The sequence below is a fragment of the Nocardia sp. KT25-26 genome (genome assembly GCF_056627695.1).
In genome coordinates, this window is record NZ_CM152813.1 from 3154673 (window position 1) to 3179794 (window position 25122).

Sequence of the window (25122 nt, forward strand, 5' to 3'; positions counted from 1 at the left end):
ACCGAACATTTCGGACGCAGGGTTCGGCGGCCGGATCGCCGGTGGTCCGCCGTCAGAAGTCCCGGGAGAACACCGGTATCTGGTGTCCGAGGACGAAGGCGGCAACGATGACGGCTGCCGTCGTCCCGATCAGTGCGATATCGGCCCGTCCGATCCGCAGATACGCCAGCCGGATCTCCCGGCCGAGGGAACTCTCCCCGGCGAAGGTGAAACCGCGGGTTTCGAGGGCTTCGACGGTGGTGCGGGTACGTTTGGCGGTGTTGAGCATCATCGGATAGAAGCTCTGCACCAGGGTCACCGCCATGTGCCGGAGCGAGCGCCAGGCCAGGAAGCCGCGCCGGCCGGGCGGGGCCGACCGCAGCCGGTATCCGTCGACGATGGTGTGGAACTCGTCCATGAGCACCGGCAGCATCCGATACCCGTAGCTCACCCCGAAGCTGAGCAGTGGCGGTGCGTGCATGGCGATCAAGGCATCGGACAGCTTCTCCGGGTCGAGGGATACGAAGGCCGCCATGCTGGCCAGCGAGATGATCCCGAGTTTGAGGGTCAGCGTCAGCAGGGACATGATCGTGTTGAGGTCGCCGTCGAACAGCCAGGCGGCGGCGAAAAGATACACGCTCTCCATCACCAGGCCGAAGGTGAACAGGCCCAGTACCAATGGGCCGACCCGGCTCAACAGGACCGTCACCGCGGTCACTGCGAACAGGATCACCAGGGTCGAGATGTTGTGGGTCAGCCACGGCACCACGGCGAAGACCAGGTACCAGCACACCACCACCCGCGGATCCATCCGGGACAGCAGTCCGCCTCTGGTGGCGTACGCGGTGCGCAGCAGTTCCAGCTTCACCCATTCGACCGACAGGATGTCGCGTTGCTTTCGGGTCACGGGATCACTCCGATGCGAGGCGGGGCGGGACAGGCGGCGACGAGTTCGGCTACCGACAGCGGCGGCGGGTGGATGCCCAATTCCCGGCCCAGTACGCTGATCTGCGGCGGTACGAGGTTCACTGCCGCGGTGAGTTCCGGAGAGTCGAACAGCTCCGCGGGAGTGGTGTCGGCGATGAGGTGCCCACCGTCGAGGACCAGCACCCGGGTGGCCCATTCGGCGACCAGATGCATGTCGTGGGTCGCCACCACCACGCAGCGGATGTGTTCGGCCAGGGCATCCAGCATGGCGATGACATCGCGACGGGTGCCGATGTCGAGGCTCGAGGTCGGTTCGTCGAGCAGCAGCAGGGCAGGGGTCATGGCCAGGCCGATGCCGAGGGTCACCCGCCGCTGCTGGCCGCCGGACAAGGTGCGGCCGTCCCGGTCGGCGAACTCCGTCAGCCGAAGCTGTTGCAATACCCGGTCCACCAGTTCGGTGGTGCCCGGCCGCTTGCGCTGCGCGGGGAACATGGCGATCTCCTGCCGCACCGAATCCTTCAGGAACATCTGCTCCGGATGCTGATACAGGTAGCAGACGTGCTCGGCGAGTGCCGCAGGCCGCGCCCGGCGGGTGTCGATGCCGTCGACCTCGACGGTGCCCGATCGGGGCACGACGATCCCGGTGAGCAGCCGCAGCAGCGTCGACTTCCCGGCCCCGTTCGAACCGACCACCGCAATACGTTCCCGTTCTCTCAGGGTCAGGTGCACATCGTCGAGAACGGTCGATACCCGCCCGTGCACATCACGGTAGCCGTGGGTGACGGAGCTGAGCCGTGCGACCGGGACGGTCGGCGAAGCTACCGTACTGTCCAGCCGTAGGCCACCACCCGGGAGCGCAGTCCGGGGCGCTGAACGGGAAGAACCGGACATGGCGCGGGGGCCGGTCGTCGCCGATGAGTCGATCGTGGGATCCGGTGGGGGAGTCGCTGTGGTGCGGTCGAACGTGGGGACCGTATCGATGGCGGTAGCTGCCCGGCCGCCGGACGTTTCCGGGTGCGGTGCTCGCCCGGCGGCGACCAGTGCCTGCCGGGCTTCTGCGACGGTGAGTGGCACCGATGCCGCCGGCGCCAGCCGGGTGACGGCGTCGATGATCTGCGGTGCCGGAATGCCGTGTTCGGCGAGTTCGTTCGTGCGCGCCAACGCTTCCCGAACCGGCAGCTGCCAGCGTGGTGCGCCGTCGGCCATGAGAACCACGCTCCGTGCATAGCGGGCGATGAACTCGGCATGGTGCTCGATCACGACGATGGTGGTGCCGCGCTCGGCATTGATCCGGGCCAGCATCCGGTACGTTTCCTCGGCGCGCGCCGGGTCGAGTTCAGCGACCGGCTCGTCCACCACGATCACCGCCGGATCCATCGCGAGCACCCCGGCCAGTGCGGTCAGATGCTGCTGACCGCCGGACAGTTCCCACACGTACCGCGCGGCCAGGTGATCGATACCGAGCAGGCTCATCGCGTTCTCGGTGCGGTTCCGGTAGTCACGCAGCCCGAAGTTGATCGGCCCGAAGGCGATGTCGTCGCGCACCGTGGGCCGGACCAGCTGGTTGCCGAAATCCTGGTACACGTAGCCGACCCGGTGGGACAATGCCGCCACCGAAGTGTCCAGGGTGTTCAGCCCGTCCACGGTGACCGTTCCGGAGAAGTCGCCGGACCAGAAATGCGGGATCAGCCCGTTGAATGCCTTGCACAGGGTGGTCTTCCCGGAGCCGTTGCTGCCGATGACCGCGACGAAATCACCACGCTCGATACACAGGTCGACATCGTGCAGGCTGTCGGTGTCGGCGCCCGGGTATCGGAACGACAGCCCCTCGACCCGAATGACCTCCGTGGTCATCGGTCGTCCTCCGCATCGGAGGCCGCGCGGCCTTCCCGGGCGACGGCGCGGGCCGCGATCACGATGCCGACGAACACGATCGCCACCGCGGCGACGCTGATCCACAGGAACCCGGGGCCGTAGCGATCGAGGAAATCCGGTTCCCAGACACCGAACTTCACGTCGGCGGCCTCGAGCAGTGCGAACACTGCCGAACCCAGCATCAGGAAGATGCCCAGGCCGATGAAGGCGGCGCTGGGGCGGGCGGCGCCGGCGAGCGGGGTCTGCGGGTCGCGGGGCCGCATCCCCATCAGGGGTTCGATCTTGCCGTGCAGCCGTGGTGCCAGGTAGGCGGCGGGAAGGGCGCCGAACAGGATGCCGCTGATCACGAAGTCCGAGGCGAACGCGAAACCTTCCAGCAGCAGAATGGATTCGGGCAAGCCGTCGACGTACTCGGCGTCCTCCACGCCGACCCACACCTTGGTGATGTCGACCATGCCGCCGATGCCCTTGTCGATCAGCACCGCCACCATGGCGGCCACGGCGACCTGCCACCTGCGGCGCGGATCGCGCACTAGCGAGCCGGCGACGTACAGGCCGAATGCGAGCTGCAGGTACCCCTCGATCTCGCCGATTCCGGAGAAGTCGCCCATCAGCAGATCCACGAAGACGATCTCACCGAGCGGTGCACCCAGTGCGGCGTAGAGCGGGTTGAACAGGCAGACCATCACCACCGGCACGAAGGCCAGATAGGACACCGACAGTTCGACGGGGCCGACGGTGAACTCGGGCAGGACCTCGGTGACGATGTTGGCCAGGCCGAACATCGTCATGGACAGGACGAAGACCATCAGCTTCTGCGCCGAGGTCAGGTCGTTGGGGCGGGGCAGGGTGGTCGTGCTCATGACGAACTTTCTTCAGCAGGGTCGAGCGGACGTGGCGGGAGTCAGGGGATTTCGAAGGCGGCGCGCAGCGCCGCGTGGACAGCGGTCATCGAGTCGGTGAGCAGATCGGGCCGGTCGGCCGTCAGGCCGGCGGTGAGCGCCGCCGGGTCGGTGGCGCCGCCGCGGACGATCACCGCGGTGCCGACACCGGCGGCCCGGGCTGCCGCGACATCGCGCCAGGGTTTGTCACCGACGAACCAGCAGTCGGCGGGGTCGATACCCAGCGCCCGGGTCGCGGCGAGTACCGGAGCGGGATCGGGTTTGCGGTAGCCGACTTCGTCGGAGTACGCGAAAGCGCCGATCAGGTCTCCGACGCCGGCGTCATCGAGGCGGCGGCGGCCGCTGCGCCCGCAGATCGTGTTGGACACGATGGCCACCGGCAATCCCGTGTCCCGGCACCAGTGCAGGAGTTCGCGGACGCCGTCGCGCAATCGGCAGTCACTCTTGGCCCGGGCGTAACCGAAGGTCAACTCGGTCGCCTCGGCCAGTAGCCACGGCGCCGCCGATGCGGGTAGTTCCGGCGCGACGAATTCGCCCCAGAAGCGGTGCGGGGTCACCTCGGGGAAGCGTCCCTGTGGGTGTGGCTCCTTCTTCGACGCCTGATAGGACCCGCGTGCCCGGTCGAGAGCGGTGCGCATGTGCTCGTCGCCGACCTCGTGGCCTGCGGCGCGCAGCCGGGCGGCAACCGTGTCGGCGAAGGTGCGGATCGCCTGTGGCGTCTTCTGCGAGGAGGTGAGAACGCCACCCTGGTCGAGCAGCAGTGCCCGGGGCCGACGGCGCCGGACGCCTGGGCTGCCGGGAACCGATGCCGGCTCGGTCCGCATGCCGGAGGCGGCCGGTTCCGGGGCTTCGGTGGCCGGATGTGCAGCGGTGAGCAGGTCCAGCAGCCCCTCCGGGGTGTCCAGGATTGCGTCCGGACGGTCGCTGACCGGGAAGGGCGGCGAGTCGGTGTGCTTGCTCCGGGTGAGCAGCACGGCGCCGACTCCGGCGCGCCGGCCCGATTGCACGTCGCGGTCCTGTGTGTCGCCGACATACCAGCAATGCTGTGGCGTCGTCGCCAATGCAGCTGCGGCCCGGGCGATCATGTCCGGATGCGGTTTGCGGATACCGGCCTCGTCGGAGTACAGCTGCACATCGACGAGATCGGCCAAGCCGAATTCCCGCAGCAGCGTCCGGTGCGCGAGTCCGGAGTGTGCGTTGCTGACGATGCCCACCCCGATGCCGAGTTCGCGGGCCCCGCGCAGCAATTCCGGGATGCCGGGCCGGACCAGGTGGTCGTTCATGAGCGGGTTGATCGCCGCCATCAACCGCACCGCATCACCGGCGGCGGTCGCGCGGATCGGTTCCGGCTGGTCGGCGAGCAGGAAGTCCTCCCACAGTGCGCGATGGGTGAGCTCGCGGGGAGCGTGGGTGCGGCTCATGGCGTGCTTCCAGTGCTTCAGGGCGATCAGGCCCGCGGCGACCGAGGTGTGCAGCGAGGCCGGGCCGGGCCGATGCCCGGCGCGACCGAGCTCGGCGTGCAGCAGGGCGGCCACCTCGGCGATCCCGTCCTCGCGTTTGCGCGTTTCGAAGACGACCCCGCCGAAGTCCAGCAGCAGTGCCTCGGGCCGCTGGGTCAGCGCGGCGGGCACGTCGTCGAGGACGGTGCCGGTGTGGGGCGGGGCCGAGGTCATGTGATGTCGCTCCTGGGTAGCCGATGCTGGGACGCGACCAGCTTGGGGCGGGGAACTGAACGGTGACCGCTGACTCGGTGGACAGCCGGTGAACCCGGCTGGAACGTTCCAGTCACGGTCGTAAGGTTCCGGACCCCGCCGCGAGACACAGCGGAAGGGGCCCGCAAAGATGGGTGTATGAGTACGCACCGATCGCGGCGCCCCACGATCGTCGATGTCGCGGCCGCCGCCGGGGTATCGAAATCCCTCGTCTCGCTGGCGCTGCGCGGGGACCAAGGCGTCAGCGACGCGACCCGCGACCGGATCCGGCGGGTCGCCGCCGATCTCGGGTACCGGTCCAATGCCCTGGCCCGGGCCCTGGTGCAGGGGCGTACCGGCCAGATCGGGGTGATCGTCACCGATCTGCGCAACCCTTATCACACCAAGGTCGCCCTGGGTGTCGAGACGGCGGCCGAGACCGCGAATCTGCGCACCGTCCTCGGTAACGGCCGCCGGGACCCGCAGCGGCTGGCCGACCATGTCAACGCCATGCTCGGCATGCACGTCGAGGGCATCATCGTCAGTTCCCGGATCGACCCCGCCGCGCTGGCCGCGGCCGCCCGTGAAGTGCCGATGGTGGTGGTCGGCCGGCCGGAGACCATGCCCTCCGGAGTGGATTCGGTGGCCAATGCCGACGAGGCGGGCCTCGGGATGGCCGTCGACCACCTGACAGCGCTGGGGCATCGGCGGATCGCTTTCGTCACGGCCTCGGACCGCCCCGCTGCCCGCGCCCGCCGGCGCGGATACGAGGCCGCCATGGGGCGTGCCGGCCTGGCGCATCGCGATGTGCGGACGATCGGCGACGACGCCGAACGCACCGGAATCATTGATGCCCTCCTGCGTGACGACGTCACCGCAGTCGTCGCCAACAACGACCTGCTGGCCATCGACATTCTGGACCGCGCCCACGATCTGGGCGTCGACGTACCGGGTGAGCTGTCCGTGGTCGGCTACGACAACACCGAACTGTCCGCTCGGGTGCGGCCCCGCCTCACCACGGTCGATCAATGCGGGCCCACCCTCGGCGAAACCGCCGTCGCTCTGCTCACCGAACGAATCGGCGGCCGCACCATCGATCGGCACGAGGTGATCGCGCCGCGCCTCGAAGTGCGCGCCTCCACTGCGGGACCCGCCGGCCCGTCGGCGGCCACGGTCGGCGGTCGAGGGACGGTTGCCGGTGAATCCGGTCTCGCGGCCGCCCGGCGGAGCCGCACAGGCAGTAGCGACCCTTCGAAGGAGGGCTGCGCGTGATCGTCCGGGCGTAGCCCGATGGTTCGCAGTGCCCGCCGCGTGCGCAACGGGTCGAATGTGGGCGTCGCGGAAAGCAACTCCGAAGTCGGCGGCATCGGTGCGGAAGTGTCGACGGTCACCGGTCTGTCGGGTCGCTGTGCCGGAATGGACGGTCGGGTACCTGCATTTTCGTGATCGAGCATTGCCGGTGGGGCCAGGCGGTGCTATCGTCCAGACACCTGTCCAAACGAGTGGACATGCATGTGTATGGCAGTGGTTGAGCCGGGTCCTGTCGACTCCGGTTCAGTCTCGACCTGTTCGGGGCGGACTGCCGACAACGTGGACTGCGAGGTGCGTCATGCGGGTGATCGTCGATCGGGACCTGTGCCAGGGGCATGCGGCATGTCAGGTCGAAGCGCCGGAGGTGTTCACCGTCCCGAAGCGGGGACAGGTCGAGATACTCGCCGAACACCCTGCCGCCGAATACCGGGTGGCCGTGCGGGATGCGGTCGCGTATTGCCCCACTCGGGCGTTGTCGATCGTTCCCGGCGACGGGGGCGAGGACGAAGGAGAAGGACTGTGAGCGGATTCCCGCGGAGCGAGCTGGAAGAGATGGTCGAGCGGTGGCTGGCCGAGAACAAGCGCTGCGAGCGGCTGGGTGACTGGCGCCCACTGGCCGAGATGTACACCGAGGACGCGACCTACGGCTGGAACTACGGTCCCGACCACGAATTCATGGCGGTGGGACGCGACGAGATCCGCGATATCGCGGTCGGTCAGGAAATGGACGGCCTGGACGGGTGGACGTACCCCTATCAGCACGTCGTGATCGACGAGAAGACCGGTGATGTCGTGGGATTCTGGAAGCAGGTGTCCAGCCGGACCCGCGGCGACGGCAGCCACTATTCGGTGCAGGGCATCGGCGGCAGCTGGTTCCGGTACGGCGGCAACTTCCAGTGGAGCTGGCAACGCGACTTCTTCGACTACGGCAATGTGTCCAGCCTGTTTCTCGAGATGATCACGAACAACGCCATGACACCCGGAATGCAGGCCCGGATCGAGAAGGCGACCACGCAGCAGCCGCTGCCGGGCTGGTACCCGATCGGGAAGTCGCCGGTGCCGCTGTGGTGACGAAGGATGCGCAGTCTCCGTTCGCCGCGCTGAGCCGCAGCGATCTGGCTGCGCTGGTTCCGGAACTGCTGCTCTGCGGCCATCTGATCGACCGGGCCGGGATGCCGCATACCATCGGGGCGTTCGGCCGGGCCGGGATGACGGCGGTGGCGATCGAGGAATGGCAGGTGTCCAGCCCGGTCTACACCCGCCGGATGCAGGATGCGCTGGGTTATCGCGGCGACGGCGTCGACACGATCTTCAAGGGCCTGCAACTGGATATCGGCGCACCGCCGCAGTTCCTCGACTTCCGGTTCCGGATCGACGATCACGACCACGGTGAGTTCTGGCTCGACCACTGCGGGGCGCTGGCCGATGTGGAACCGCTCGGCGAGGAGTACGTACGCGCGATGTGTCACGACATCGAGGACCCGACCTTCGATGCCACCGCACTGGCCACGAATCCACATGCCCAGGTCCGGCCGATCCACCGGCCACCCCGGACACCGGCCGACCGGCACCCGGTCTGTGCCTGGCGGGTGACGATCGACCCCGCCCATGAACCGCCGCCGGTCCCGCGCAACGCCGATCGGGTGGCGGCCTCGGCGGCCGCCTCGGTGCGCTTGTCGCCGATCGATCCGGCAGATGCCGGTGCGGCCGACTATTCGGGACCCGTGCTGAGTGACCTCCGGTTCGCCGACTTCTCCCATTCGGCCCTCGTGCGGATCGCGGAGGAAGTGTGCTTGCAGCAGCACCTGCTGGCGGCCGGGTTCCTGATCGCCGTGGGGGAGCGGGCCGACCCGGCGCGGACCGCCGAGATCGGCCGCAAGCAGTTCGCCGGTGTGGCCGGCCTGGCTTCGGAACGAATCCGGAAGGTGCGAGGGCTGAGCGATGATCTCGTGTCCCTGGAAGCCGTCCTGAACCTGCATCCCGCACTGAACCCCCGGCAGTACACCGGCATCCGGATCGAGCGGGCCGACGACGCGGTCACCGTCGGGCTGGATCGCGGCAGCGGCGGCGTCACCGACCGGGTGTGGCCGGGGCTGCTCGACCCGGACCACCTCGAACCCCTCGATGCCCTGGTGCGCGGCGTGAGCCCGTACTACCGGTGCGCGACCGCGACGGCCACCGATGCCGAACTCACGGTGCGGATCACCCGGGGCACCGAGCCGGCCGCGGAGGCCACCGAGGTGGCGCTGACCCGGATCAGCACCGGCGCGAACTTCGCCTTCGCCGATCGCGGAATCCCGCTGCCGCTCACGGTCGTATGACGGCGAACCCGAACTGGATGGAGTGCCCTGTGAACGTCGATATGGAAACGCTGGTGCCGTTCGATCCCTACGACTATTCGTTCCACGAGGATCCGTATCCGACCTACGCGCGGCTGCGCGCCGAGGCTCCGGTCTACCGCAACGCCGGCATGGACTTCTGGGCACTGTCCAGGCATGCGGATGTGCGCACCGCGCTGAAGGACAGTGCCCGCCTGTCCAACAGCTGGGGCGTCTCCATCGACCCGGCCTCCTACGGTCCGGAGGCGCACCGGTCGATGTCGTTCCTCGCCATGGACAACCCCAAGCACGCCCGGATCCGAAAACTCGTCTCCAAGGGGTTCACGCCGCGCCGGGTCCAGGATCTGGCCGGACGGATCACCGAACTGACCCGGCGGCATTGGCAGCAGTGCCTCGCGCGAACGGAGTTCGACTTCATTCGCGACTTCGCCGGGCTGCTGCCGATGGATGTCGTCTCGGAACTGCTCGGTGTCCCGGAATCGGACCGTGCCCACCTGCGGACGCAATCCGATCTGCTGCTGCACCGCGAGGAAGGCGTCCTGGACGTGCCCGAGGGAGCGATCTTCGCCTACCTGGAACTGACCCGCTACTACCGCGAACTCATCGACGAGCGGCGCCGCAACCCGGGCGACGATCTCGTCTCGGTACTGCTCGACGCCGAGATCACCGACGAGACGGCGGGCGTGACCCGCCTGTCGGACGAGGAGATCATCGGGTTCCTGGTGCTGATGGTGGTGGCCGGTAACGAGACCACCACGAAACTGCTCGGCAATGCGATGTACTGGGGGTGGCGATTCCCGGACCAGCTGGTGAAACCACTGCGCGATCCCGCGGCGGTGCCGGACTGGACCGAGGAGACGCTGCGCTACGACAACTCCACCCAGATGCTGCTGCGGCGGGTATTGACCGACACCGAGTACGGCGGCCTGACCATCCCGGCCGGTGATCGCGTGCTGCTGCTCCTGGCGTCCGCCAACCGGGACGAGACGGTGTTCGAGGAGCCGGAGGCATATCGGATCGGGCGGGACAGCTCCCAGACGTTGCTGAGCTTCGGCCTCGGCGTGCACTTCTGCCTCGGTGCACATCTGGCCAGGCTGGAGGCGAATATCGGTCTCGGCGAGATCGTCGGCTCGATCCGCGGGTACGAGATCGACGAAGCATCGGCCGAACGGGTCCACTCGGTGAATGTGCGCGGGTTCGCGAGCCTGCCCATGACGGTTCGTGCGCGGTGACCCCGTGTCCCCGGAAGGAACAGGCTCGGCATGAAGACCAAGGGTGCACTGCTGTGGGACACCGACCGGCCGTGGTCGGTCGAGGAGATCGAGATCGGTGCGCCGCGCCGGCACGAGGTCGCCATCCAGGTCGAAGCGGCGGGTATGTGCCATTCCGACCACCACCTGGTGACCGGCGGGATCCCGATGGCCGGGTTCCCCGTCCTGGGTGGTCATGAAGGGGCCGGGGTGATCGTCGAGATCGGCGACGGGGTGGAGGATCTCGCGGTCGGTGATCATGTCGTCCTGTCGTTCGTCCCGTCCTGCGGCCGATGCCCGTCCTGTCAGGCCGGCCACCGCAACCTGTGCGACCTCGGTGCGTTGCTGCTGGCCGGGGCCTCGGTCGCCGATGGCTCGTTCCGGGTGCGGGCCCAGGGCCGCAACGTGTATCCGATGACGCTGCTCGGCACCTTCGCCCCGTACATGGTGGTGCACGAGAGCTCCGTGGTGAAGATCGATCCGTCGATTCCGTTCGAGGTCGCCTGCCTGGTGGGCTGCGGCGTGACGACCGGGTACGGTTCGGCCACCCGCATCGCCGATGTGCGGCCGGGCGAGGACGTCGCTGTCATCGGCCTCGGCGGAGTCGGCATCTCGGCCCTGCAAGGCGCGGTGAACGCCGGGGCCCGCTACATCTTCGGCGTGGATCCGGTGCCGTGGAAACGCGAACAAGGGCTCGCCTTCGGCGCCACACACGTCTACGCCTCCGTCGAGGAGGCGACTGCCGCCGCCGCGGAGATCACCGCCGGCGCAATGGCGTCGAAGGTGATCGTCGCCGTGGGTGCCGTCGACGGTGCCGAGGTCGACGACTGGCTGGGCATCACCGCCAAAGCGGGGACCTGCGTGCTGGCCGCGATGGGCGACCTGGTCGACACCGGCGCCACCCTGAATCTGGCCATGCTCGCCTTGCTGCAGAAGAATCTCCAGGGCGCGCTGTTCGGTGGCGGCAATCCGCACCACGACATTCCCCGGCTGCTGTCGCTGTACCGCGCGGGCAAACTCGAACTGGACGCCATGGTCACCCGGCAGTACCGCCTCGAGGAGATCAACGACGGCTATCGGGACATGCTGGCGGGTAGGAACATCCGCGGCGTGATTCGCTTCACCGACACCGACCGATGAGGTGACCGATGGTGGATTTCAACTTGTCGAGCGTGTTCGCCACGGTGGCCGAGACGATTCCCGATCGGGAATTCCTCGTCCGTGGCGAGCATCGGGCGACATACACCGAAACGAACGCCCGTAGCACCGGTTTCGCACATTTTCTGGCCGTCCGCGGGCTCGGATGCCGTATCGAACGTTCCGCGCTGTCCGCGCACGAGTCCGGCCAGGACCATGTGGGGATCTACCTGCGCAACCGCCCCGAATACCCCGAGGCCATGATCGGCGCCTTCCGGGCCCGCACCGTGCCCTTCAACATCAACTACCGGTACGTCGAAGCGGAGTTGCGTTATCTGCTCCGGGACGCCGCAGTGAAAGTCCTGGTGTACCAGGCGGAGTTCGCACCCCGCATCGCGGCGGTGCTGCCGGAACTGGGGTGGCCGGTGGTCCTCGTGCAGGTCGCCGACGACAGTGGCCACGCTCTGCTGCCGGGCGCCGTCGACTACGAACAGGCCCTGTCGACCCCGGCGCCGGACGGCGGCTTGCCCGAACCACGGGGTGACGACCTGTACCTGCTCTATACCGGCGGCACCACGGGTATGCCGAAAGGAGTGCTGTGGCGGCAGGACGACATCTATGTCGCCGCCATGGGCGGCACCCGCTTCGGGACCGAGGACCAATTGCGATCCCATACCGAACTCGCGGCCACCGCAGCCGCGACGAGCGGTGCGTACCGGCTCGTCGCCACGGCACCGTTCATGCACGGTGCGGCGCAATGGTTGCTGTTCCAGACGGTCACCAACGGCGGGACGCTGGTGCTGCCCACCGTGACCGACCGCTTCGACGCAGCGTCCGTGCTCGACGCAGTATCCCGCGAGCGAGTGATCGCGCTGCCGCTGGTCGGAGATGCGATGGCCCGCCCGATCGCCGGTGAACTGGAACGCAGGGCCTACGACCTCACCGGACTGGCGGCAGTGCACAACGCGGGCGCACCGCTGACCCCGGCCGTTCGGCAGCGTCTCGTCGCCGCGCTCGGCGGTACGGTCCTGGTCGTCGACTCCGTCGGATCCTCGGAATCCGGGATCCAGATGACCCGGATGTTCGACGCCGCTGCCGGCGGCAGCCACGGCAGTTTCACCCCGCAGAGCAGTGCCACGTCCGTCCTCTCCGACGACCTGACCCGGGTGCTCGACGACCCGGGCTCGTCCGGCTGGCTTGCCCGGACCGGACGGATCCCGCTGGGCTACCTCGGCGACGAGGCCAAAACCGCCCGCACGTTCCCGGTCGTCGACGGCCGGCGCTGGTCGATCGCGGGGGACCGCGCGAAGCTGCTCGTCGACGGCGGGATCGAGTTGCTCGGCAGGGACAACCTCACGATCAACTCCGGCGGGGAGAAGATCTTCGTCGAAGAGGTGGAGCGGGCGGTCGCCGCACATCCCGGTGTTCTCGATGTGGTGGTCGTCGGACGGCCGTCGCAGCGCTGGGGCAGCGAGGTCGTGGCCCTGGTGGTACTGGGTGACGAGGCGGTCACCGATCGCGAACTGCTCGACGAATGCGCGAAACACATCGCCCGATACAAGCGGCCCCGGGTCATCCTCCGTTGTCCGGAGATCCGGCGCTCACCGGCCGGGAAAGCGGACTACCGATGGGCACAGCAGCTGGCCGCCCGACAGTCCGGTGCCGCAGACTTGGCCCCCGGCCCGCTGGACCGGCACAGGAGGTAACCATGACATCGACAGCACTGCCCGCCGGGCTGGATCTCTCCGACCCCGGACTGTGGGCCGACCGCGCGCCGGTCGAGGAATTCGCGATTCTGCGCCGCACGGCACCGGTGTGGTGGAACGGTCAGACAGACGAGATGTGTGCCCCGTACGGTGACGGCGGATTCTGGGCCGTCACCAGGCACGAGGACATCCGGGCGATCTCCCGCAATCCCGAGGACTTCTCGTCGAATGCGAAAGGCGCGGTGTTGCGGTTCCCGGGCGATATCACCGCCGACGCCTTCGAAGTGACGAAGACGATGTTGCTCAATATGGACCCACCCAGGCATACGAAGGTGCGCCGGATCATCTCGCGCGGTTTCACTCCCCGCGCGGTCGAGGCGCTGCGTGGTGCACTGACCGACCGGGCCGGGGCGATCGTGCGGGCGGCGCGGGAGGCCGGCGGCGGTGATTTCGTCGATCAGGTCGCGCGGGAGCTGCCGCTGCAGGCCATCGCCGAACTACTCGGTGTCCCACAGGAGGATCGGCTCCGGCTGTTCGACTGGTCCAACCAGATGCTCAACTTCGACGACCCCGAGTTCGGTGATCCGATCACGGCCACCGCCGAGATTCTCGGCTATGCCTGGCAGATGGCTGAAACGCGGCGCCGCGATCCCGGATCGGACGTGGTCTCGAAACTGGTGAACGCCGATATCGACGGGGAATCATTGACGGCTGACGAGTTCGGCTTCTTCCTGATCCTGTTGACGGTTGCGGGCAACGAGACGACTCGCAACGCGACCACCCAGGGAATGAAAGCCTTCGTGGACCATCCCGAACAGTGGGAGTTGTTCCGCCGGGAACGTCCCCGTACCACGGCCGACGAGATCGTGCGCTGGGCGACACCGGTGATCGCCTTCCAGCGCACCGCCACCCGTGACGTCGAACTGGGCGGGCAGGCGATCCGCCGGGGTGAGCGGGTGGCGATGTTCTACAGCTCGGCCAACTTCGACGAGGAGGCCTTCGACGACCCGTTCACCTTCGACATCCTGCGTGATCCGAATCCGCATCTCGGGTTCGGCGGCACCGGGCCGCACTACTGCATGGGCGCGAACCTCGCGCGATTGCAGCTGGAGCTGATCTTCGACGCCATCGCGGAGACGATGCCGAACCTGCGGCAGGTGGCCGAACCGGTCCGGCTGCGCTCCAGCTTCGGCAACGGCATCAAGCGCTGGCAGGTCCGCTACGAGTAGACCGGGACCACCCGAGGAGAGAGATGGCCATAGTTCGATCGCTACCCGAGACCGCCGACGGGCGGCGCCGACTCGCTCTGTCCGGACCGCTCGACGGGCGACGGGTCGGTGCGATGGTGGTGAGTACGCCGCAGGACGTCGAACAGGCGGTGGCCCGGGCGCGGGCCGCGCAGCCCGGCTGGGCGGAGCTACCGGTGCGGGAGCGAGCCCGGATCGTGCGCGGTGCACTCGATGTGCTGGTCCGGCGGCGCGAAGAGATCATCGACACCGTCCACGCCGAAACCGGCAAGCCGCGGGTCGAGGTGCTGGCCATGGAGATCGTTCCGTCCTGCGACTTCCTGAACTACTGGACAGCACGTGCCGAACGGGCACTGCGCCCGTCCCGCCGGGCGCTGCACGGCTATCTCCGGCCGGTCAAGAAGCTGTTCCTGCATTATCAGCCGCTGGGCGTGGTCGGCGTGATCACGCCCTGGAACGGCCCGTTCGTGCTCTCGCTCAATCCGGTGGTGCAGGCGCTGCTGGCCGGCAACGCCGTGCTCCTGAAACCGTCCGAAGTGACGCCGTTCTCGGGGGAATGGGTGGTTCGCCTACTACACGAGGCGGGTGTGCCCGAGGACATCGTGCAGGTGGTCCACGGTGACGGCGAGACCGGTGCGGCACTGGTCGGCGCCGGGCTGGACAAGATCAGCTTCACGGGTAGCGTCGCCACCGGTCGGAAGATCGGGGCCGTCTGCGGGGAGACACTGACCCCCTGCACCCTCGAACTGGGCGGCAACGACGCCATGATCGTCTGTGCGGATGCAGATCTCGACCGTGCGGCGGCGGGCGCGGTGTACCTGTCGATGTTCAACTGCGGGCAGGTGTGCCTGAGCGTCGAACGGGTCTACGTGGTGGACAGCATCGCCGACGAATTCGTCCGCCGGGTATGCGCACAGGCGGCGCGGATCCGGACCGCGCGCCCGAATCCGAAGCCGGAGCACCGATGGCGGAACCGGGTCGGCCGATTGCGCGCCCGACGCTCCGGTGCCGCCCCGCACCCCACCGAGGGCCCGGACCTCGGGCCGCTGATCCAGGAGGGGCAGCTCGAGGTGGTGCGGCGGCAGCTCGCCGACGCCCGGGCGAAGGGTGCCACCGTTCTGGTGGGCGGGGAGCCGGTCGGCGGCCCGGGACTCGGGTTCCGGCCGACGGTGATCACCGACGTCACCCACGGCATGGAGCTGATGACCGACGAGACCTTCGGCCCGGTGCTCGCGATCATGCGGGTCCGCGACGAGGACGAGGCGATCGCCTGTGCGAACGACAACGCCTACGGGTTGAGCGGTTCGGTGTTCACCGCGGACGCGGCGAAGGCGCGGCGGATTGCGGCGCGCCTGGTCACCGGTTCGGTCGTGCACAACGATGCCGCCGTCATCTACGGGGTGCCGGAGGCACCGTTCGGGGGCCGCAAGAACAGTGGCCTGGGGCGGGTCAACGACGGACCCGAGGGCCTGCGCAGCTACACCCATCCCCAGCCGATTCTGCTCGCCCGGCGCGGCGGGAAGAAGGAATCGGTGTGGTACCCGTACACCGAATCGACCCGGCGTCAGCTGGATCTGCTGGTGCGCTTCGGGTTCGGCCGCCGTGCGGTGCGCCGTCTGCTGTCCTGAGCGCGCCGGCACCACGGCGCGCGTGTCTTCCGAGAGGTAGGAACAATGCCACGATTCGAGCCACATCCACCCGTCCGGCCGACGGTGATCACCGGGGCCTCCTCCGGTATCGGCGCCGCAACGGCGACGGCCCTGGCCGGACTCGGCCATCCCGTGGCGCTGGGCGCTCGGCGGGTGGCGGTGTGCGAGCAGCTGGCCGACACGATCCGGGAACAAGGAGGTACGGCCTTCGCTCACCGACTCGATGTGACCGACTCCGCGTCGGTGGACGAATTCGTCACCGCGGCGGAGAAGGAACTGGGTGATATCGAGATCCTGGTGTCGGCGGCCGGTTCACTGAAGTTCGGCCCGGCCTGCGAGGTGGCGCCGGAGCAGTTCCTGGATCAGCTCGATCTGCATCTGGCCGGCCCGCAACGGATGCTGCACCGGATCGTTCCCGGCATGCTCGAACGGCGCCGCGGCGATGTGGTCCTGATCGGCTCCGACTGCGGTGTCGCACCACGACCCAGGATGGGGGCCTACAACGCGGCCAAGGCGGGACTGGAAGCGTTGTCGCTGCAGTTGCGGATGGAGCTGGAAGGAACGGGCGTCCGGGTGTCGATGGTGCGTCCGGGACCGACGGCCACCGAGATCGGCATGGACGCCTCGATCGACGAGATCGGTCCGTTGCTGGAGGACTGGAAGGTGTGGGGATTCGCTCGGCACGGGTATCTGCTGCGCGCCTCGGATATGGCTGCGGCCGTCACCACCGCGGTGACCACGCCGCGGGGGGCGCACGTGATCGTCAGCGAGGTGCAGCCGGAAGCACCGTTGCGCGGGCCCGGGACGAAGACGCCGGAGTGATTCCGTCCCGCCGAACGGCGGCGGCCGGATCGACCGGATGACGATCGATCCGGCCGCCGCAATCGGGCCGGTCCGGTCGCGTCACCGCCGGCGCCGGTACCGCACGCGGCAGGGCTGCTGCAGCTGGACCACCATCTTCGAGTGATCGTTGCGATACGACTCCGCGGGCTGTGCCGGCTCGAACTCCCAGTCGCGCAACAGGATGGCAAAGATCGCCTTCATCTGCAGGAGTGCGAAGGCGGCACCGACGCAGCGGTGCCGGCCGGCACCGAACGGTATCCAGGTCCACCGGTTGACGATATCGGCCTGCTCGGGGTCTACGTAGCGGCCCGGATCGAAGGTGCCGGGGTCGGGGAAGTCTTCCGGCAGCCGGTTGGAGATCGCGGGGGTGGCTGCCACGAGGTCGCCCGGGGCGATCCGGTGGCCGCAGACCTCGAACTCACCGCGCGCCACCCGCATCAGGATGATCAGCGGCGGATGCAGGCGCAGGGATTCCTTGAGTGCCGCCTCCAGCATCGGGATCCGGCGCAGCGCCCGGAAACTCACTTCGGGATCGTCGGCGAACAGGCTGTCCAGTTCGGTGACGACGGCCTGCATGGTGCCGGGGTGCCGGAGCAGTTCGATCATGGTCCACGCCGAGGTGCCGGAGGTGGTGTGGTGGCCGGCGAACATCATCGAGATGAAGATGCCGGTGACCTCCGATGCGGAGAACCTGGGGTCGCCCGCGTCGTCGCGCACGGACACGAGGACGTCCAGGAGGTCGCGATCGTCCTTGTCCCGCGGCGGATGCGCGATCCGGTCGTCCATGATGTCCTGGACCAGGGCGACCAGCGCCCGGCGCGATTCGTCGCGTTTGCGGAAGCTGTCGATGGGCAGGTAAGGGTCGACGTAGGCCAGTGCGTCGGTGCCGCGTTCGAGGTCGTGGTAGAGGCGGGCGAACCGGCTGTCGAGCTGGTTGCGGAACTTGGTGCCGATGAGGCAGGCCGACGACGTGTAGATCGTCAGCTCGGCGAAGAAGTCGAGCAGGTCGATCTCGCCGGATTCGCCCCAGCCGGCGATCATCCGGTCCACCTCGTGGGAGATCGTCGCGGCGTGGCCGCGCATGTGATCGGCGCGCAGCGCCTGGTTGTGCAGCATCTCCTTGCGTCGTTCCGGGCTGGCATCGAACACGACACCTTCGCCGAAGATCGGCTTCATGAACGGGTATGCAGCCTGCTGGTCGAGGTCGTCGTCGGTGGAGCGGAAGAAGAACTCGTTGGCCTCCGCACCGGACAACAGCACCACGTCCCGGCCCGCCAGTTCGAAGGCGCCGACATCGCCGCACTCGTCGCGCACGCGCTGCATCAGGCCGATGGGGTCGGTCCGGAATTCCGCCAGATGGCCGTGCTCGTCCTCGCCGCCGGACACCCGCCGGGGTTTCAAGAGCGTCATCGAAGACCTCACTATCTTGTATAGACACCTGTCCAGACAGTACTATGGTGCGTCCCGTCGGGCAATGTTTCGCCGGGCTCGAACACGAAAAATCCGCCCCGGTTCCCGGGGCGGATTTTTGTTCGCTGAGGTGTCGTTCTACGCCTTCTGTCGATCGTCCAGAATCAAATGAACGGTGCGTTCGATTCGGTCGGCCATTTCGTCGTACGTGCCGTATCCCATTCCGGCGCGCACCAGTGCCCCGGCGTAGACGATTTCGAATGCCGCCAAGACATCGTCATCCGGGGCGGTGCCCAGCGCCTCGGCGATCCGGTGCCGGATCTCCAGGCCGATCCGGCCCCGCAGATGCGCGACATCGGGATCCTGGCCGAGCAGGGCGCTGGTCACTGCACCGGCGAGTTCCGGTTCACCGCCGACGATCAGGCACACCTGCCGCAGTACCGCCACCACCCGGTCGGTGATCGTCTGCTCGTCGGTGTATTCGAGGCGGGGCGACTGCAGGAGCCGGCGCCAGAACACCTCGGCCACCAGGTGGTCCTTGGACGAGAAATATGTATAGGCCGTCGCAGTGCCGACACCGGCGGCTGCTGCCACCATTCGAACGGTGAGTCCGGCATATCCCTGCTGTTCGAGAACTTCGACCGCGGCCTTTGTCAGCCGGTCGACGGTATCGGCCTGCTTTTCGGTGAGACGCCGCCGAGTGGCCTCGAGGATCACGGAATCGGAATTCGTTTCGGACACCAGTACAGTTTAGTCGGCGGGTTGTTCGGGGTCGAGTTCGACCCGCGGTCGTCCGGCCGCGGCCAAGCCTGCGCGGCGCCCGTAGAAGCTGCCGTCGCCGAGTGAGGCCCCGGAGACATAGCCGCCGGCACAGAGCCCGGCCGTGCAGCGTCCGGCCGCGAAGAGCCCGGGAATCGGGTCGCCGGTCACGTGCAGGACCCGCGAGTTCAGATCGGTCCGCAGCCCACCGAGCGTGAATCCGGCGGTGTGCGAGACCATGTCGAAACCGGCGACCGCGCCCGTGAGGGGCGCGACCCATTCGGGCTTCTTTCCGAGCAGGGGGTCGCTGCTGTGCGCTGCATGGCGGTTGTACACCTCGACGGTCGACTGCAACGCCTGCTCGGGCAGCCCCATATCGGCTTCGAGTTCGGCCACCGATTCGGCCACCCATTTGGGGGACACCCGGAAGAACGGCGTCGAGGTCTCGGTTGCCAGCCCGGCTTCGAGGGATGCTTCGTCGATGATCAGGTACGCCTTGTTCTCGTTGCGCAACAGCACTTCCTGGCCGATCCGCCCAGGGTAGGTGTCCTCGGGGACGAACCGCTGGGCGCGTCCGTTGACCAGGATGCCGCGGGCCAGCAGTTGCGGATCGCCGAAGAAGGCCACCTCCGTCGCATCCATATGCGCCAGATCGGCGCCGAGGGCCTGGGCCAGCCGGATCGCGGCGCCGTCGTGCTCCTCGATCGCGGCACCGGGCCGGCCGATCAGTCGGGGCGCGAAGCTCTCGACCATCGTCGCGTTGTAGGCGAAGCTTCCGGTGGCGAGTACGACGCCGGAGCGCGCCCGGACGGCGAGCGGCTCACCGTAGCGGGTGGCGAGCACACCCACCACCCGGTCACCGTCGACGACCAGCCGCCGGATACGGATGTCGTACTCGGCGCGGACCCCGAGGCCACCTGCGGTGTCGGTGAGGGGTTTCATCAGCATGTAGCCGCCGCCCTTGGCGCCGGTCTGCTTGTTCTGCATCTGCGGCACATGCCCGCGCGGCGCCGGATCGGCGAGCGTGTTGAACGGTGCCGAGTTCTCGCCGCCGGAGTACATCAGCCCCTCGTCGTGTGGAGGCTCCCAGCCGGGCTGATCCCAGAACGCCTCGCGGAACGGCACGCCGCAGTCGACGAGCCAGTCGTAGTGCGCGACGCTGCCGGCGCAGTAGTCGGCGATCTTCGCGCGGTCGGCGCCGGGGCCGAGTGCCGCCACGAGGAATCGCTCCATGTTCTCCGGGGTGTCGTCGAAGCCCAGCGCCCGCTGCAGCGGGGTACCGCCGCCGAGGTAGATGAAGCCACCGGCCTGCGCGGCGGCGCCGCCCCAGCCGCCGGTGCGTTCCAGGACGAGCACATCGGCGCCCGCCCGGGCCGCTTCGATCGCGGCGGCGGCACCGGCGACGCCGTAGCCGGCAACGACCACATCTGCCGTCAGATCCCACTGCGCAACATCGGCGATATCGATCGGCCGGAAGGTCGGAGTATCGGACATCGTGTATTCAGCCTGTCTGGTGGTTCGTTACTTCGGACGCCGCATCTGCGGTTCGCCGCCCTTGCGGGCCCGGTCGACGACGGTACCGATCGCGGTGTCGAGACGGGTGCCGTTCGGCCAGCCCACGTAGTGACACAGGAACAGGGCGATCTCACGCAACTGTTCCTCGGTCAGTTCCTCGTTGTGCAGGGCGGCGTGGATCTGGATCTCGGCGGTCTCCATCCGGCCTTGCGCGGCCAGTACGCCGAGCAGTAGCAGGCGCCGGTCCCGATCGGTGAGGCCGGGCCGGGACCAGATGCCGGCGAAGAGATGATCGACGGTGGTGGCGAAGAAGGCGCCGTCGATCTCCGGGGGCTGCCAGCCGTAGACCTCCTTCATCCGGGCCAGGCCGCGGGTACGGGCATCGTCGCTCATCTGTGGCTCCTGTCGGGTTCGGCAGCGGTGGTCGTGGCGGACGATGGCAGGCCCAGGCCCTCGGCGAGGAGGTCGAGCCCGAGCCGGGTCAGCGGCAGGTCGGCGCCGAGCCGGTCGCCGAGGGCCAGCGCCAGCCCGAGGTCCTTCTCGCCGAGGTCGCGGACATGCGACAGGATCGGCAGCCAGGGATCGTCCGCGGTGAGGAGCGCGGTGGTGTCACGCCAGAGGATGGCGCCGGGCCCGCCGGTCACCGCATCGGAGTGCCGGACGACCTCACCCAGCCGGCGGATGTCGAGTCCGGCCCGTTCGGCCAGCCGGGCGGCCTCGGTGGCGGCGGCGAACGAAACGAAGTGCAGCAGGTTGCGGGCCAGCTTCATCCGGGTGCCGGTGCCGACCGGACCGGCGTGCACGACCAGATCGGCCCACCGCCCGAAGGGCGCACGGACCGCGGCGAACGCGGCGTCGGTGCCGCCCACCATCACCGCCAGACGCCCCTTCGTGGCGCCCGGCGCACCGCCGCTCACCGGTGCGTCCACCAGGTCGACCTCGTGTACCGCACAGGTTTCGGCGAGTTCGGCCGCCGTGGTGTCGGAGATCGTGGAGTGCACTGCGATCACCGTGCCCGGCTGCGCGGTGCACAGGATGCCGTCCGGACCGGCGACGACATCGCGGACCTGGTCGTCGTCGAGGACGACCACGGAGACCACGGTTGCGGTCTCGGCCACTGCGGCCGGGGTCGCCGCGACGGTGGCACCGTCGGCAGCGATCTGTTCCGTGGCGCTGGGCCGCGTATCGCACACCACCAGTCCACCGGGCCAGTCGACGAGACGCTGCGCCATGGGGGCGCCCATCGTGCCCAGGCCGACGAAGCCGACCCGCGGTTCGGTGCCGGTCATGAGCGGATGACCTGTCCGCCGTCGATGTTGAAGATCTGTCCGGTGATCCAGCTCGCCTCGTCGGAGAGCAGGAACAGACACGCACCGACGAGGTCTTGCGGTGTGCCCATCCGCTTCAAAGGCAGTCGCTTCACCATGTCGGCGACGATGATCTCGGGGGTGACGGTCTTGGTCGCCTCGGTGTCGATCGGACCGGGCGCAATGGCGTTGATCCGGATCTTCGAGCCGCCGAGTTCGTGCGCGAGCTGCTGGGTGAGGCCGTTCACGCCCACTTTGGCCAGACCGTAGAAGCCGGAGTAGACCCAGGCGGCGGTCGAGGACTGGTTGACGATCGAACCACCCGCGGCGGACATCGTCGGCCACACGGCGCGGATCATGTTGAGGGCGCCGTCGAAGTTCACGCTCATGAAGCGCTTGTAGTAGTCCCACGGCACCGTCAGCAGCAGATCCAGTTTCATGGTGCCGTAGATCGCGGCGTTGTTCACCAGATGATCGATGCCGCCGAACTTCTCGGCGGTGAAGGCGGCCAGTGCCGCCGCCGATTCCGGGTCGGCTACGTCGACCTCGTGAAAGGCGGCGGTACCGCCTGCGGCAGTGATCTTCTCGGCCACGGCGGCACCGGCGTCGGCGTTGATATCGGCCACCACGACGCGGGCGCCCTCGGCGGCCAGCGCTTCGGCATAGGCGGCGCCGATGCCCTGTGCCGCACCGGTGACGATCGCGGTGCGATCGGTGAATCGGGTCATGGTCGACGTTCTCCTCGAAAGTGTCGTTCGCCGAATCGGTTCGGCGGATTCGGTGGGTCAGGCCGGATAGGCGACGAGCTTCGTCTCCAGGTATTCCTCGAACCCGGCGACGCCCATCTCGCGGCCGATTCCGGATTGCTTGTAACCGCCGAACGGTGCGTCCGCGGCGTACCAGGTGCCGCCGTTCACGCCCAGCGTTCCGGTCCGGATCGCGGAGACGACGCGGTCGATCCGGTCGGGGTCGGTGCCCCACACCGAGCCGGACAGGCCGTACGGCGAAGCATTGGCGATCCGGACGGCATCGGCGTCGTCGTCATAGGGGAGGATCACCAGCACCGGGCCGAAGATCTCCTCCTGCGCCACGGTGGAATCGTTGGATACGCCCGCGATCAGCGTGGGTTCGACGTAGTAGCCGTCGGGAAGCGCAGCGGGGCGGCCGCCACCGACCAGGACTTCGCCGCCTTCCTGTACGGCGAGATCCAGATAACCTTCGACACGCTGCCGTTGTGTCGCCGAGATCAGCGGTCCGCAGACCGTGCGCGGGTCGGCGGGATCGCCCACCCGGACGCTGCCGAGCGCTTTGGTCGTTGCCGCGACTGCTTCGTCGTAGGCGGATCGGGGTACGAGCAGCCGGGTACACAACGCGCAGCCCTGACCGGCATGCACGCACACCGAGAACGCGGCCATCCCGCATGCGGCGGCGATGTCGGCATCGTCGAGCACCACGAACGCCGACTTGCCGCCCAGCTCCAGGAACACCCTCTTCACCGTGTCCGATGCCGCGGCCATGACGGCCTTGCCGGTGCGGGTGGAACCGGTGAACGACACCAGGTCCACGCGTGGATCCGCGCAGAGCAGGGCCCCGATCCGGTGATCGGACGCGGTGACGACGTTGAACACCCCGGCCGGGATATCGGTGTGCTGTGCCGCGAGGGTGCCGAGCGCGGCCGCACACCAGGGTGTGTCGGGTGCCGGCTTGAGGACGACGGTGTTGCCCGCGGCCAGGGCCGGGCCGACCTTGGCGAGGTTGATCTGGTGCGGGAAGTTCCACGGGGTGATCGCGGCGACGACCCCGGTCGCCTCGCGGCGCAACTCGCGCCGGGTCCGCATCCCGAGTGGCTCAGCAATCGGCAGATCGGAACGCCACGAATAGGATTCGGCGAGATCGGCGAAGAAACCCAGATCGGCGACCGGACCCTCGAGGTGGGGGCCGGAGGTCAGCATCCGCGGTGCTCCGGCCTCGGCGATGGTGATTTCGCGCAGCTCGTCGATGTTGTCCCGCATCGCGTCCCGCAGCTGGCGCAGGCAGCGAGCCCGGAACACGGGATCGGTGGACCATTCCGTTTCGTCGAACGCGGTCCGTGCGGCGGTGAGCGCCGCGTCCACATCTGCCGCGCTGGCCTCGGCGGCCCAGCCGAGCCGTGCCCGGGTCGCCGGATTGTGTGTCGCGAAGCGGCCGCCCGATCCTCGCCGCAACTCCCCGTCGATCAGCAAACGGGTGCCGTCGGCGGGCCGCAGGTCACTCATAACCGTGTCTCCCCATTAGTCTGGACAGGTGTCTGGACTATATTTCACCATCGATTCGGAGCGCAAGAGCACAAGAGTTGTCGGTGGTACTGTCCGGACAGATGTCCAATCGAGTGTTCGGATTTTCCGGCGCCGGACGTGGAAAGGGTGAGCGATGAAGACCAGGCTGAGATGTCCGTGCGGGGACCTGATCACCGGTGTGGACGAGGACGATCTCGTCGAACGGGCCCGCGCCCACCTGGCGGCCGATCATCCCGGTCACGACTACACCCGCGAGGAGATCCTGCTGTTCGCCTATTGACTGCGGGTCGGGTCCGTCCCTGTGTGCCGGCCGGTCGGCGTCGCACCGTTAGAGTGAAGAGAATTCGAACAGTCGTACACGGGACCGGGGCACCGCAGCGATCGCCGGTGGATCGTGGCCCGGCGTGGAGGTTGACAGTGCGGGAAGAGGCCGGCAGGCATCTGCAGATCGGCGAAGTCGCGCTGCGCACCGAGTTGTCGATCCGCACCCTGCGGCACTACCACGAGGTCGGCCTGGTCACGCCGTCTGCTCGGTCGGCGGGCGGCTTTCGGCTCTACACCGAAGGTGATGTCGAGCGCCTGATTGTCGTACGCCGGATGAAGCCGCTGGGATTCACGCTCGCCGAGATGAAGGGTCTCCTGGAAGCGCTGGAGGTACTCGACGCCGAGGATGCGTCCGAGTCGGCTCGGCGGCAGGCGGCCGAGTTTCTCGGCGTATGCCGGGACAAGGCGATCGAGAGCAGTGTGCGGTTACGTCGGCAGCTAGCCTATGCCGAGGAATTGACCGGCCTGCTGACCGAGCGCGCCGCGCCATCCGTTCGCTGATCCCGCAGCGAGGTATCCGTCGGATCGGGTGGCTGCATGCGGCCGTTGCCGCTGATGAGATGTCGGCCACGTTCGCCGTCCGGGTCTTGTAACTCTACCCGTACTGGAGGGTAGAGTTCTGGCCAGCTGAGTGTCAGCTGGAACAGGACGCTGGGCAATGCCGCCCCATGTTTC

The 25122-nt window shown here is 68.2% G+C and carries 23 protein-coding genes; 12 read left to right on the plus strand and 11 right to left on the minus strand.

Annotation, left to right across the window (positions count from 1 at the left end; all coding sequences use genetic code 11):
- Nucleotides 1–52: 52 nt before the first annotated feature.
- From AC1HFH_RS14345 to AC1HFH_RS14360, 4 genes are read right to left on the minus strand one after another with little or no spacing between them, the layout of a single operon-like run.
- Nucleotides 53–886, minus strand: coding sequence for an energy-coupling factor transporter transmembrane component T family protein (locus tag AC1HFH_RS14345; RefSeq protein ID WP_480243274.1), 834 nt, complete (start codon nt 884–886; stop codon nt 53–55).
- Nucleotides 883–2760 (minus strand): ABC transporter ATP-binding protein, encoded by a 1878-nt coding sequence (locus AC1HFH_RS14350; protein ID WP_480243275.1) that lies wholly within the window; start codon nt 2758–2760, stop codon nt 883–885. The genes AC1HFH_RS14345 and AC1HFH_RS14350 overlap by 4 nt, the downstream gene beginning before the upstream one ends.
- Complete coding sequence (locus AC1HFH_RS14355) at nt 2757–3644, minus strand: DUF8171 family membrane protein (RefSeq protein WP_480243276.1); 888 nt, start codon at nt 3642–3644, stop codon at nt 2757–2759. Before AC1HFH_RS14355 ends, AC1HFH_RS14350 begins: the two co-directional genes overlap by 4 nt.
- 41 nt (nt 3645–3685) lie before the next feature.
- Nucleotides 3686–5356, minus strand: coding sequence for an HAD-IA family hydrolase (locus AC1HFH_RS14360; protein ID WP_480243277.1), 1671 nt, complete (start codon nt 5354–5356; stop codon nt 3686–3688).
- Between the two features lie 177 nt (nt 5357–5533).
- On the opposite strand from AC1HFH_RS14360, the gene AC1HFH_RS14365 reads away from it, so the two are divergent.
- The 10 genes from AC1HFH_RS14365 to AC1HFH_RS14410 all read left to right on the plus strand — a co-directional run bounded on the left by AC1HFH_RS14365 (nt 5534) and on the right by AC1HFH_RS14410 (nt 16835).
- Nucleotides 5534–6646, plus strand: a complete 1113-nt coding sequence (locus AC1HFH_RS14365; RefSeq protein ID WP_480243278.1) for a LacI family DNA-binding transcriptional regulator — start codon at nt 5534–5536, stop codon at nt 6644–6646.
- 337 nt (nt 6647–6983) lie between these two features.
- A complete protein-coding gene (locus AC1HFH_RS14370; protein WP_480243279.1) occupies nt 6984–7208 on the plus strand; it encodes a ferredoxin in 225 nt (74 codons plus the stop codon).
- A gap of 29 nt (nt 7209–7237) precedes the next feature.
- A complete protein-coding gene (locus tag AC1HFH_RS14375; RefSeq protein WP_480247848.1) occupies nt 7238–7756 on the plus strand; it encodes a nuclear transport factor 2 family protein in 519 nt (172 codons plus the stop codon).
- The gene (locus tag AC1HFH_RS14380) at nt 7750–9006 is read left to right on the plus strand and encodes a hypothetical protein (protein ID WP_480243280.1); all 1257 of its coding nucleotides are present in this window, start codon (nt 7750–7752) and stop codon (nt 9004–9006) included. The genes AC1HFH_RS14375 and AC1HFH_RS14380 overlap by 7 nt, the downstream gene beginning before the upstream one ends.
- A 41-nt stretch (nt 9007–9047) precedes the next feature.
- Complete coding sequence (locus AC1HFH_RS14385) at nt 9048–10256, plus strand: cytochrome P450 (protein WP_480247849.1); 1209 nt, start codon at nt 9048–9050, stop codon at nt 10254–10256.
- A 30-nt stretch (nt 10257–10286) separates the two neighbouring features.
- Entirely contained in the window at nt 10287–11414 is a 1128-nt protein-coding gene (locus AC1HFH_RS14390; RefSeq protein WP_480243281.1) for an NDMA-dependent alcohol dehydrogenase, read from the plus strand.
- An 8-nt stretch (nt 11415–11422) separates the two neighbouring features.
- Complete coding sequence (locus AC1HFH_RS14395) at nt 11423–13117, plus strand: acyl-CoA synthetase (RefSeq protein WP_480243282.1); 1695 nt, start codon at nt 11423–11425, stop codon at nt 13115–13117.
- Between the two features lie 2 nt (nt 13118–13119).
- A complete protein-coding gene (locus AC1HFH_RS14400; protein WP_480243283.1) occupies nt 13120–14346 on the plus strand; it encodes a cytochrome P450 in 1227 nt (408 codons plus the stop codon).
- 23 nt (nt 14347–14369) lie between these two features.
- Nucleotides 14370–15992, plus strand: coding sequence for an aldehyde dehydrogenase family protein (locus AC1HFH_RS14405; RefSeq protein ID WP_480243284.1), 1623 nt, complete (start codon nt 14370–14372; stop codon nt 15990–15992).
- 45 nt (nt 15993–16037) lie between these two features.
- Nucleotides 16038–16835: an SDR family oxidoreductase gene (locus AC1HFH_RS14410; protein ID WP_480243285.1), complete on the plus strand. Its 798-nt coding sequence runs from the start codon at nt 16038–16040 to the stop codon at nt 16833–16835.
- An 81-nt stretch (nt 16836–16916) separates the two neighbouring features.
- On the opposite strand, the gene AC1HFH_RS14415 is transcribed toward AC1HFH_RS14410, so the two are convergent.
- The 7 genes from AC1HFH_RS14415 to AC1HFH_RS14445 form a co-directional block, all read right to left on the minus strand.
- Nucleotides 16917–18266 (minus strand): cytochrome P450, encoded by a 1350-nt coding sequence (locus tag AC1HFH_RS14415; protein WP_480243286.1) that lies wholly within the window; start codon nt 18264–18266, stop codon nt 16917–16919.
- Between the two features lie 138 nt (nt 18267–18404).
- A complete protein-coding gene (locus AC1HFH_RS14420) occupies nt 18405–18983 on the minus strand; it encodes a TetR/AcrR family transcriptional regulator (protein ID WP_480247850.1) in 579 nt (192 codons plus the stop codon).
- Between the two features lie 33 nt (nt 18984–19016).
- Nucleotides 19017–20519 (minus strand): FAD-dependent oxidoreductase, encoded by a 1503-nt coding sequence (locus tag AC1HFH_RS14425; RefSeq protein WP_480243287.1) that lies wholly within the window; start codon nt 20517–20519, stop codon nt 19017–19019.
- Between the two features lie 27 nt (nt 20520–20546).
- Entirely contained in the window at nt 20547–20933 is a 387-nt protein-coding gene (locus AC1HFH_RS14430; protein WP_480243288.1) for a carboxymuconolactone decarboxylase family protein, read from the minus strand.
- Nucleotides 20930–21829 carry an NAD(P)-dependent oxidoreductase gene (locus tag AC1HFH_RS14435; RefSeq protein ID WP_480243289.1) on the minus strand — a complete coding sequence of 300 codons (900 nt, stop codon included), beginning with the start codon at nt 21827–21829 and terminating at the stop codon, nt 20930–20932. Before AC1HFH_RS14435 ends, AC1HFH_RS14430 begins: the two co-directional genes overlap by 4 nt.
- Nucleotides 21826–22575 (minus strand): SDR family oxidoreductase, encoded by a 750-nt coding sequence (locus tag AC1HFH_RS14440; RefSeq protein WP_480243290.1) that lies wholly within the window; start codon nt 22573–22575, stop codon nt 21826–21828. Before AC1HFH_RS14440 ends, AC1HFH_RS14435 begins: the two co-directional genes overlap by 4 nt.
- 57 nt (nt 22576–22632) lie before the next feature.
- On the minus strand, nt 22633–24102 hold the full coding sequence (locus AC1HFH_RS14445; RefSeq protein ID WP_480243291.1) for an aldehyde dehydrogenase: 1470 nt from the start codon (nt 24100–24102) through the stop codon (nt 22633–22635).
- Between the two features lie 154 nt (nt 24103–24256).
- On the opposite strand from AC1HFH_RS14445, the gene AC1HFH_RS14450 reads away from it, so the two are divergent.
- Nucleotides 24257–24403 carry a DUF1059 domain-containing protein gene (locus tag AC1HFH_RS14450; RefSeq protein WP_480243292.1) on the plus strand — a complete coding sequence of 49 codons (147 nt, stop codon included), beginning with the start codon at nt 24257–24259 and terminating at the stop codon, nt 24401–24403.
- A gap of 131 nt (nt 24404–24534) precedes the next feature.
- Nucleotides 24535–24948, plus strand: coding sequence for a MerR family transcriptional regulator (locus AC1HFH_RS14455; protein WP_480247851.1), 414 nt, complete (start codon nt 24535–24537; stop codon nt 24946–24948).
- Nucleotides 24949–25122: the final 174 nt, after the last annotated feature.

Excerpts from the sequence above, each read along its gene's own strand:
- AC1HFH_RS14350 (WP_480243275.1), bottom strand. The coding sequence starts at position 2,760 with ATGACCACGGAGGTCATTCGGGTCGAGGGGCTGTCGTTCCGATACCCG.
- AC1HFH_RS14355 (WP_480243276.1), bottom strand. The coding sequence starts at position 3,644 with ATGAGCACGACCACCCTGCCCCGCCCCAACGACCTGACCTCGGCGCAG.
- AC1HFH_RS14360 (WP_480243277.1), bottom strand. The coding sequence starts at position 5,356 with ATGACCTCGGCCCCGCCCCACACCGGCACCGTCCTCGACGACGTGCCC.
- AC1HFH_RS14365 (WP_480243278.1), top strand. The coding sequence starts at position 5,534 with ATGAGTACGCACCGATCGCGGCGCCCCACGATCGTCGATGTCGCGGCC.
- AC1HFH_RS14370 (WP_480243279.1), top strand. The coding sequence starts at position 6,984 with ATGCGGGTGATCGTCGATCGGGACCTGTGCCAGGGGCATGCGGCATGT.
- AC1HFH_RS14375 (WP_480247848.1), top strand. The coding sequence starts at position 7,238 with ATGGTCGAGCGGTGGCTGGCCGAGAACAAGCGCTGCGAGCGGCTGGGT.
- AC1HFH_RS14385 (WP_480247849.1), top strand. The coding sequence starts at position 9,048 with ATGGAAACGCTGGTGCCGTTCGATCCCTACGACTATTCGTTCCACGAG.
- AC1HFH_RS14390 (WP_480243281.1), top strand. The coding sequence starts at position 10,287 with ATGAAGACCAAGGGTGCACTGCTGTGGGACACCGACCGGCCGTGGTCG.
- AC1HFH_RS14395 (WP_480243282.1), top strand. The coding sequence starts at position 11,423 with ATGGTGGATTTCAACTTGTCGAGCGTGTTCGCCACGGTGGCCGAGACG.
- AC1HFH_RS14400 (WP_480243283.1), top strand. The coding sequence starts at position 13,120 with ATGACATCGACAGCACTGCCCGCCGGGCTGGATCTCTCCGACCCCGGA.
- AC1HFH_RS14405 (WP_480243284.1), top strand. The coding sequence starts at position 14,370 with ATGGCCATAGTTCGATCGCTACCCGAGACCGCCGACGGGCGGCGCCGA.
- AC1HFH_RS14410 (WP_480243285.1), top strand. The coding sequence starts at position 16,038 with ATGCCACGATTCGAGCCACATCCACCCGTCCGGCCGACGGTGATCACC.
- AC1HFH_RS14415 (WP_480243286.1), bottom strand. The coding sequence starts at position 18,266 with ATGACGCTCTTGAAACCCCGGCGGGTGTCCGGCGGCGAGGACGAGCAC.
- AC1HFH_RS14425 (WP_480243287.1), bottom strand. The coding sequence starts at position 20,519 with ATGTCCGATACTCCGACCTTCCGGCCGATCGATATCGCCGATGTTGCG.
- AC1HFH_RS14430 (WP_480243288.1), bottom strand. The coding sequence starts at position 20,933 with ATGAGCGACGATGCCCGTACCCGCGGCCTGGCCCGGATGAAGGAGGTC.
- AC1HFH_RS14435 (WP_480243289.1), bottom strand. The coding sequence starts at position 21,829 with ATGACCGGCACCGAACCGCGGGTCGGCTTCGTCGGCCTGGGCACGATG.
- AC1HFH_RS14440 (WP_480243290.1), bottom strand. The coding sequence starts at position 22,575 with ATGACCCGATTCACCGATCGCACCGCGATCGTCACCGGTGCGGCACAG.
- AC1HFH_RS14445 (WP_480243291.1), bottom strand. The coding sequence starts at position 24,102 with ATGAGTGACCTGCGGCCCGCCGACGGCACCCGTTTGCTGATCGACGGG.
- AC1HFH_RS14450 (WP_480243292.1), top strand. The coding sequence starts at position 24,257 with ATGAAGACCAGGCTGAGATGTCCGTGCGGGGACCTGATCACCGGTGTG.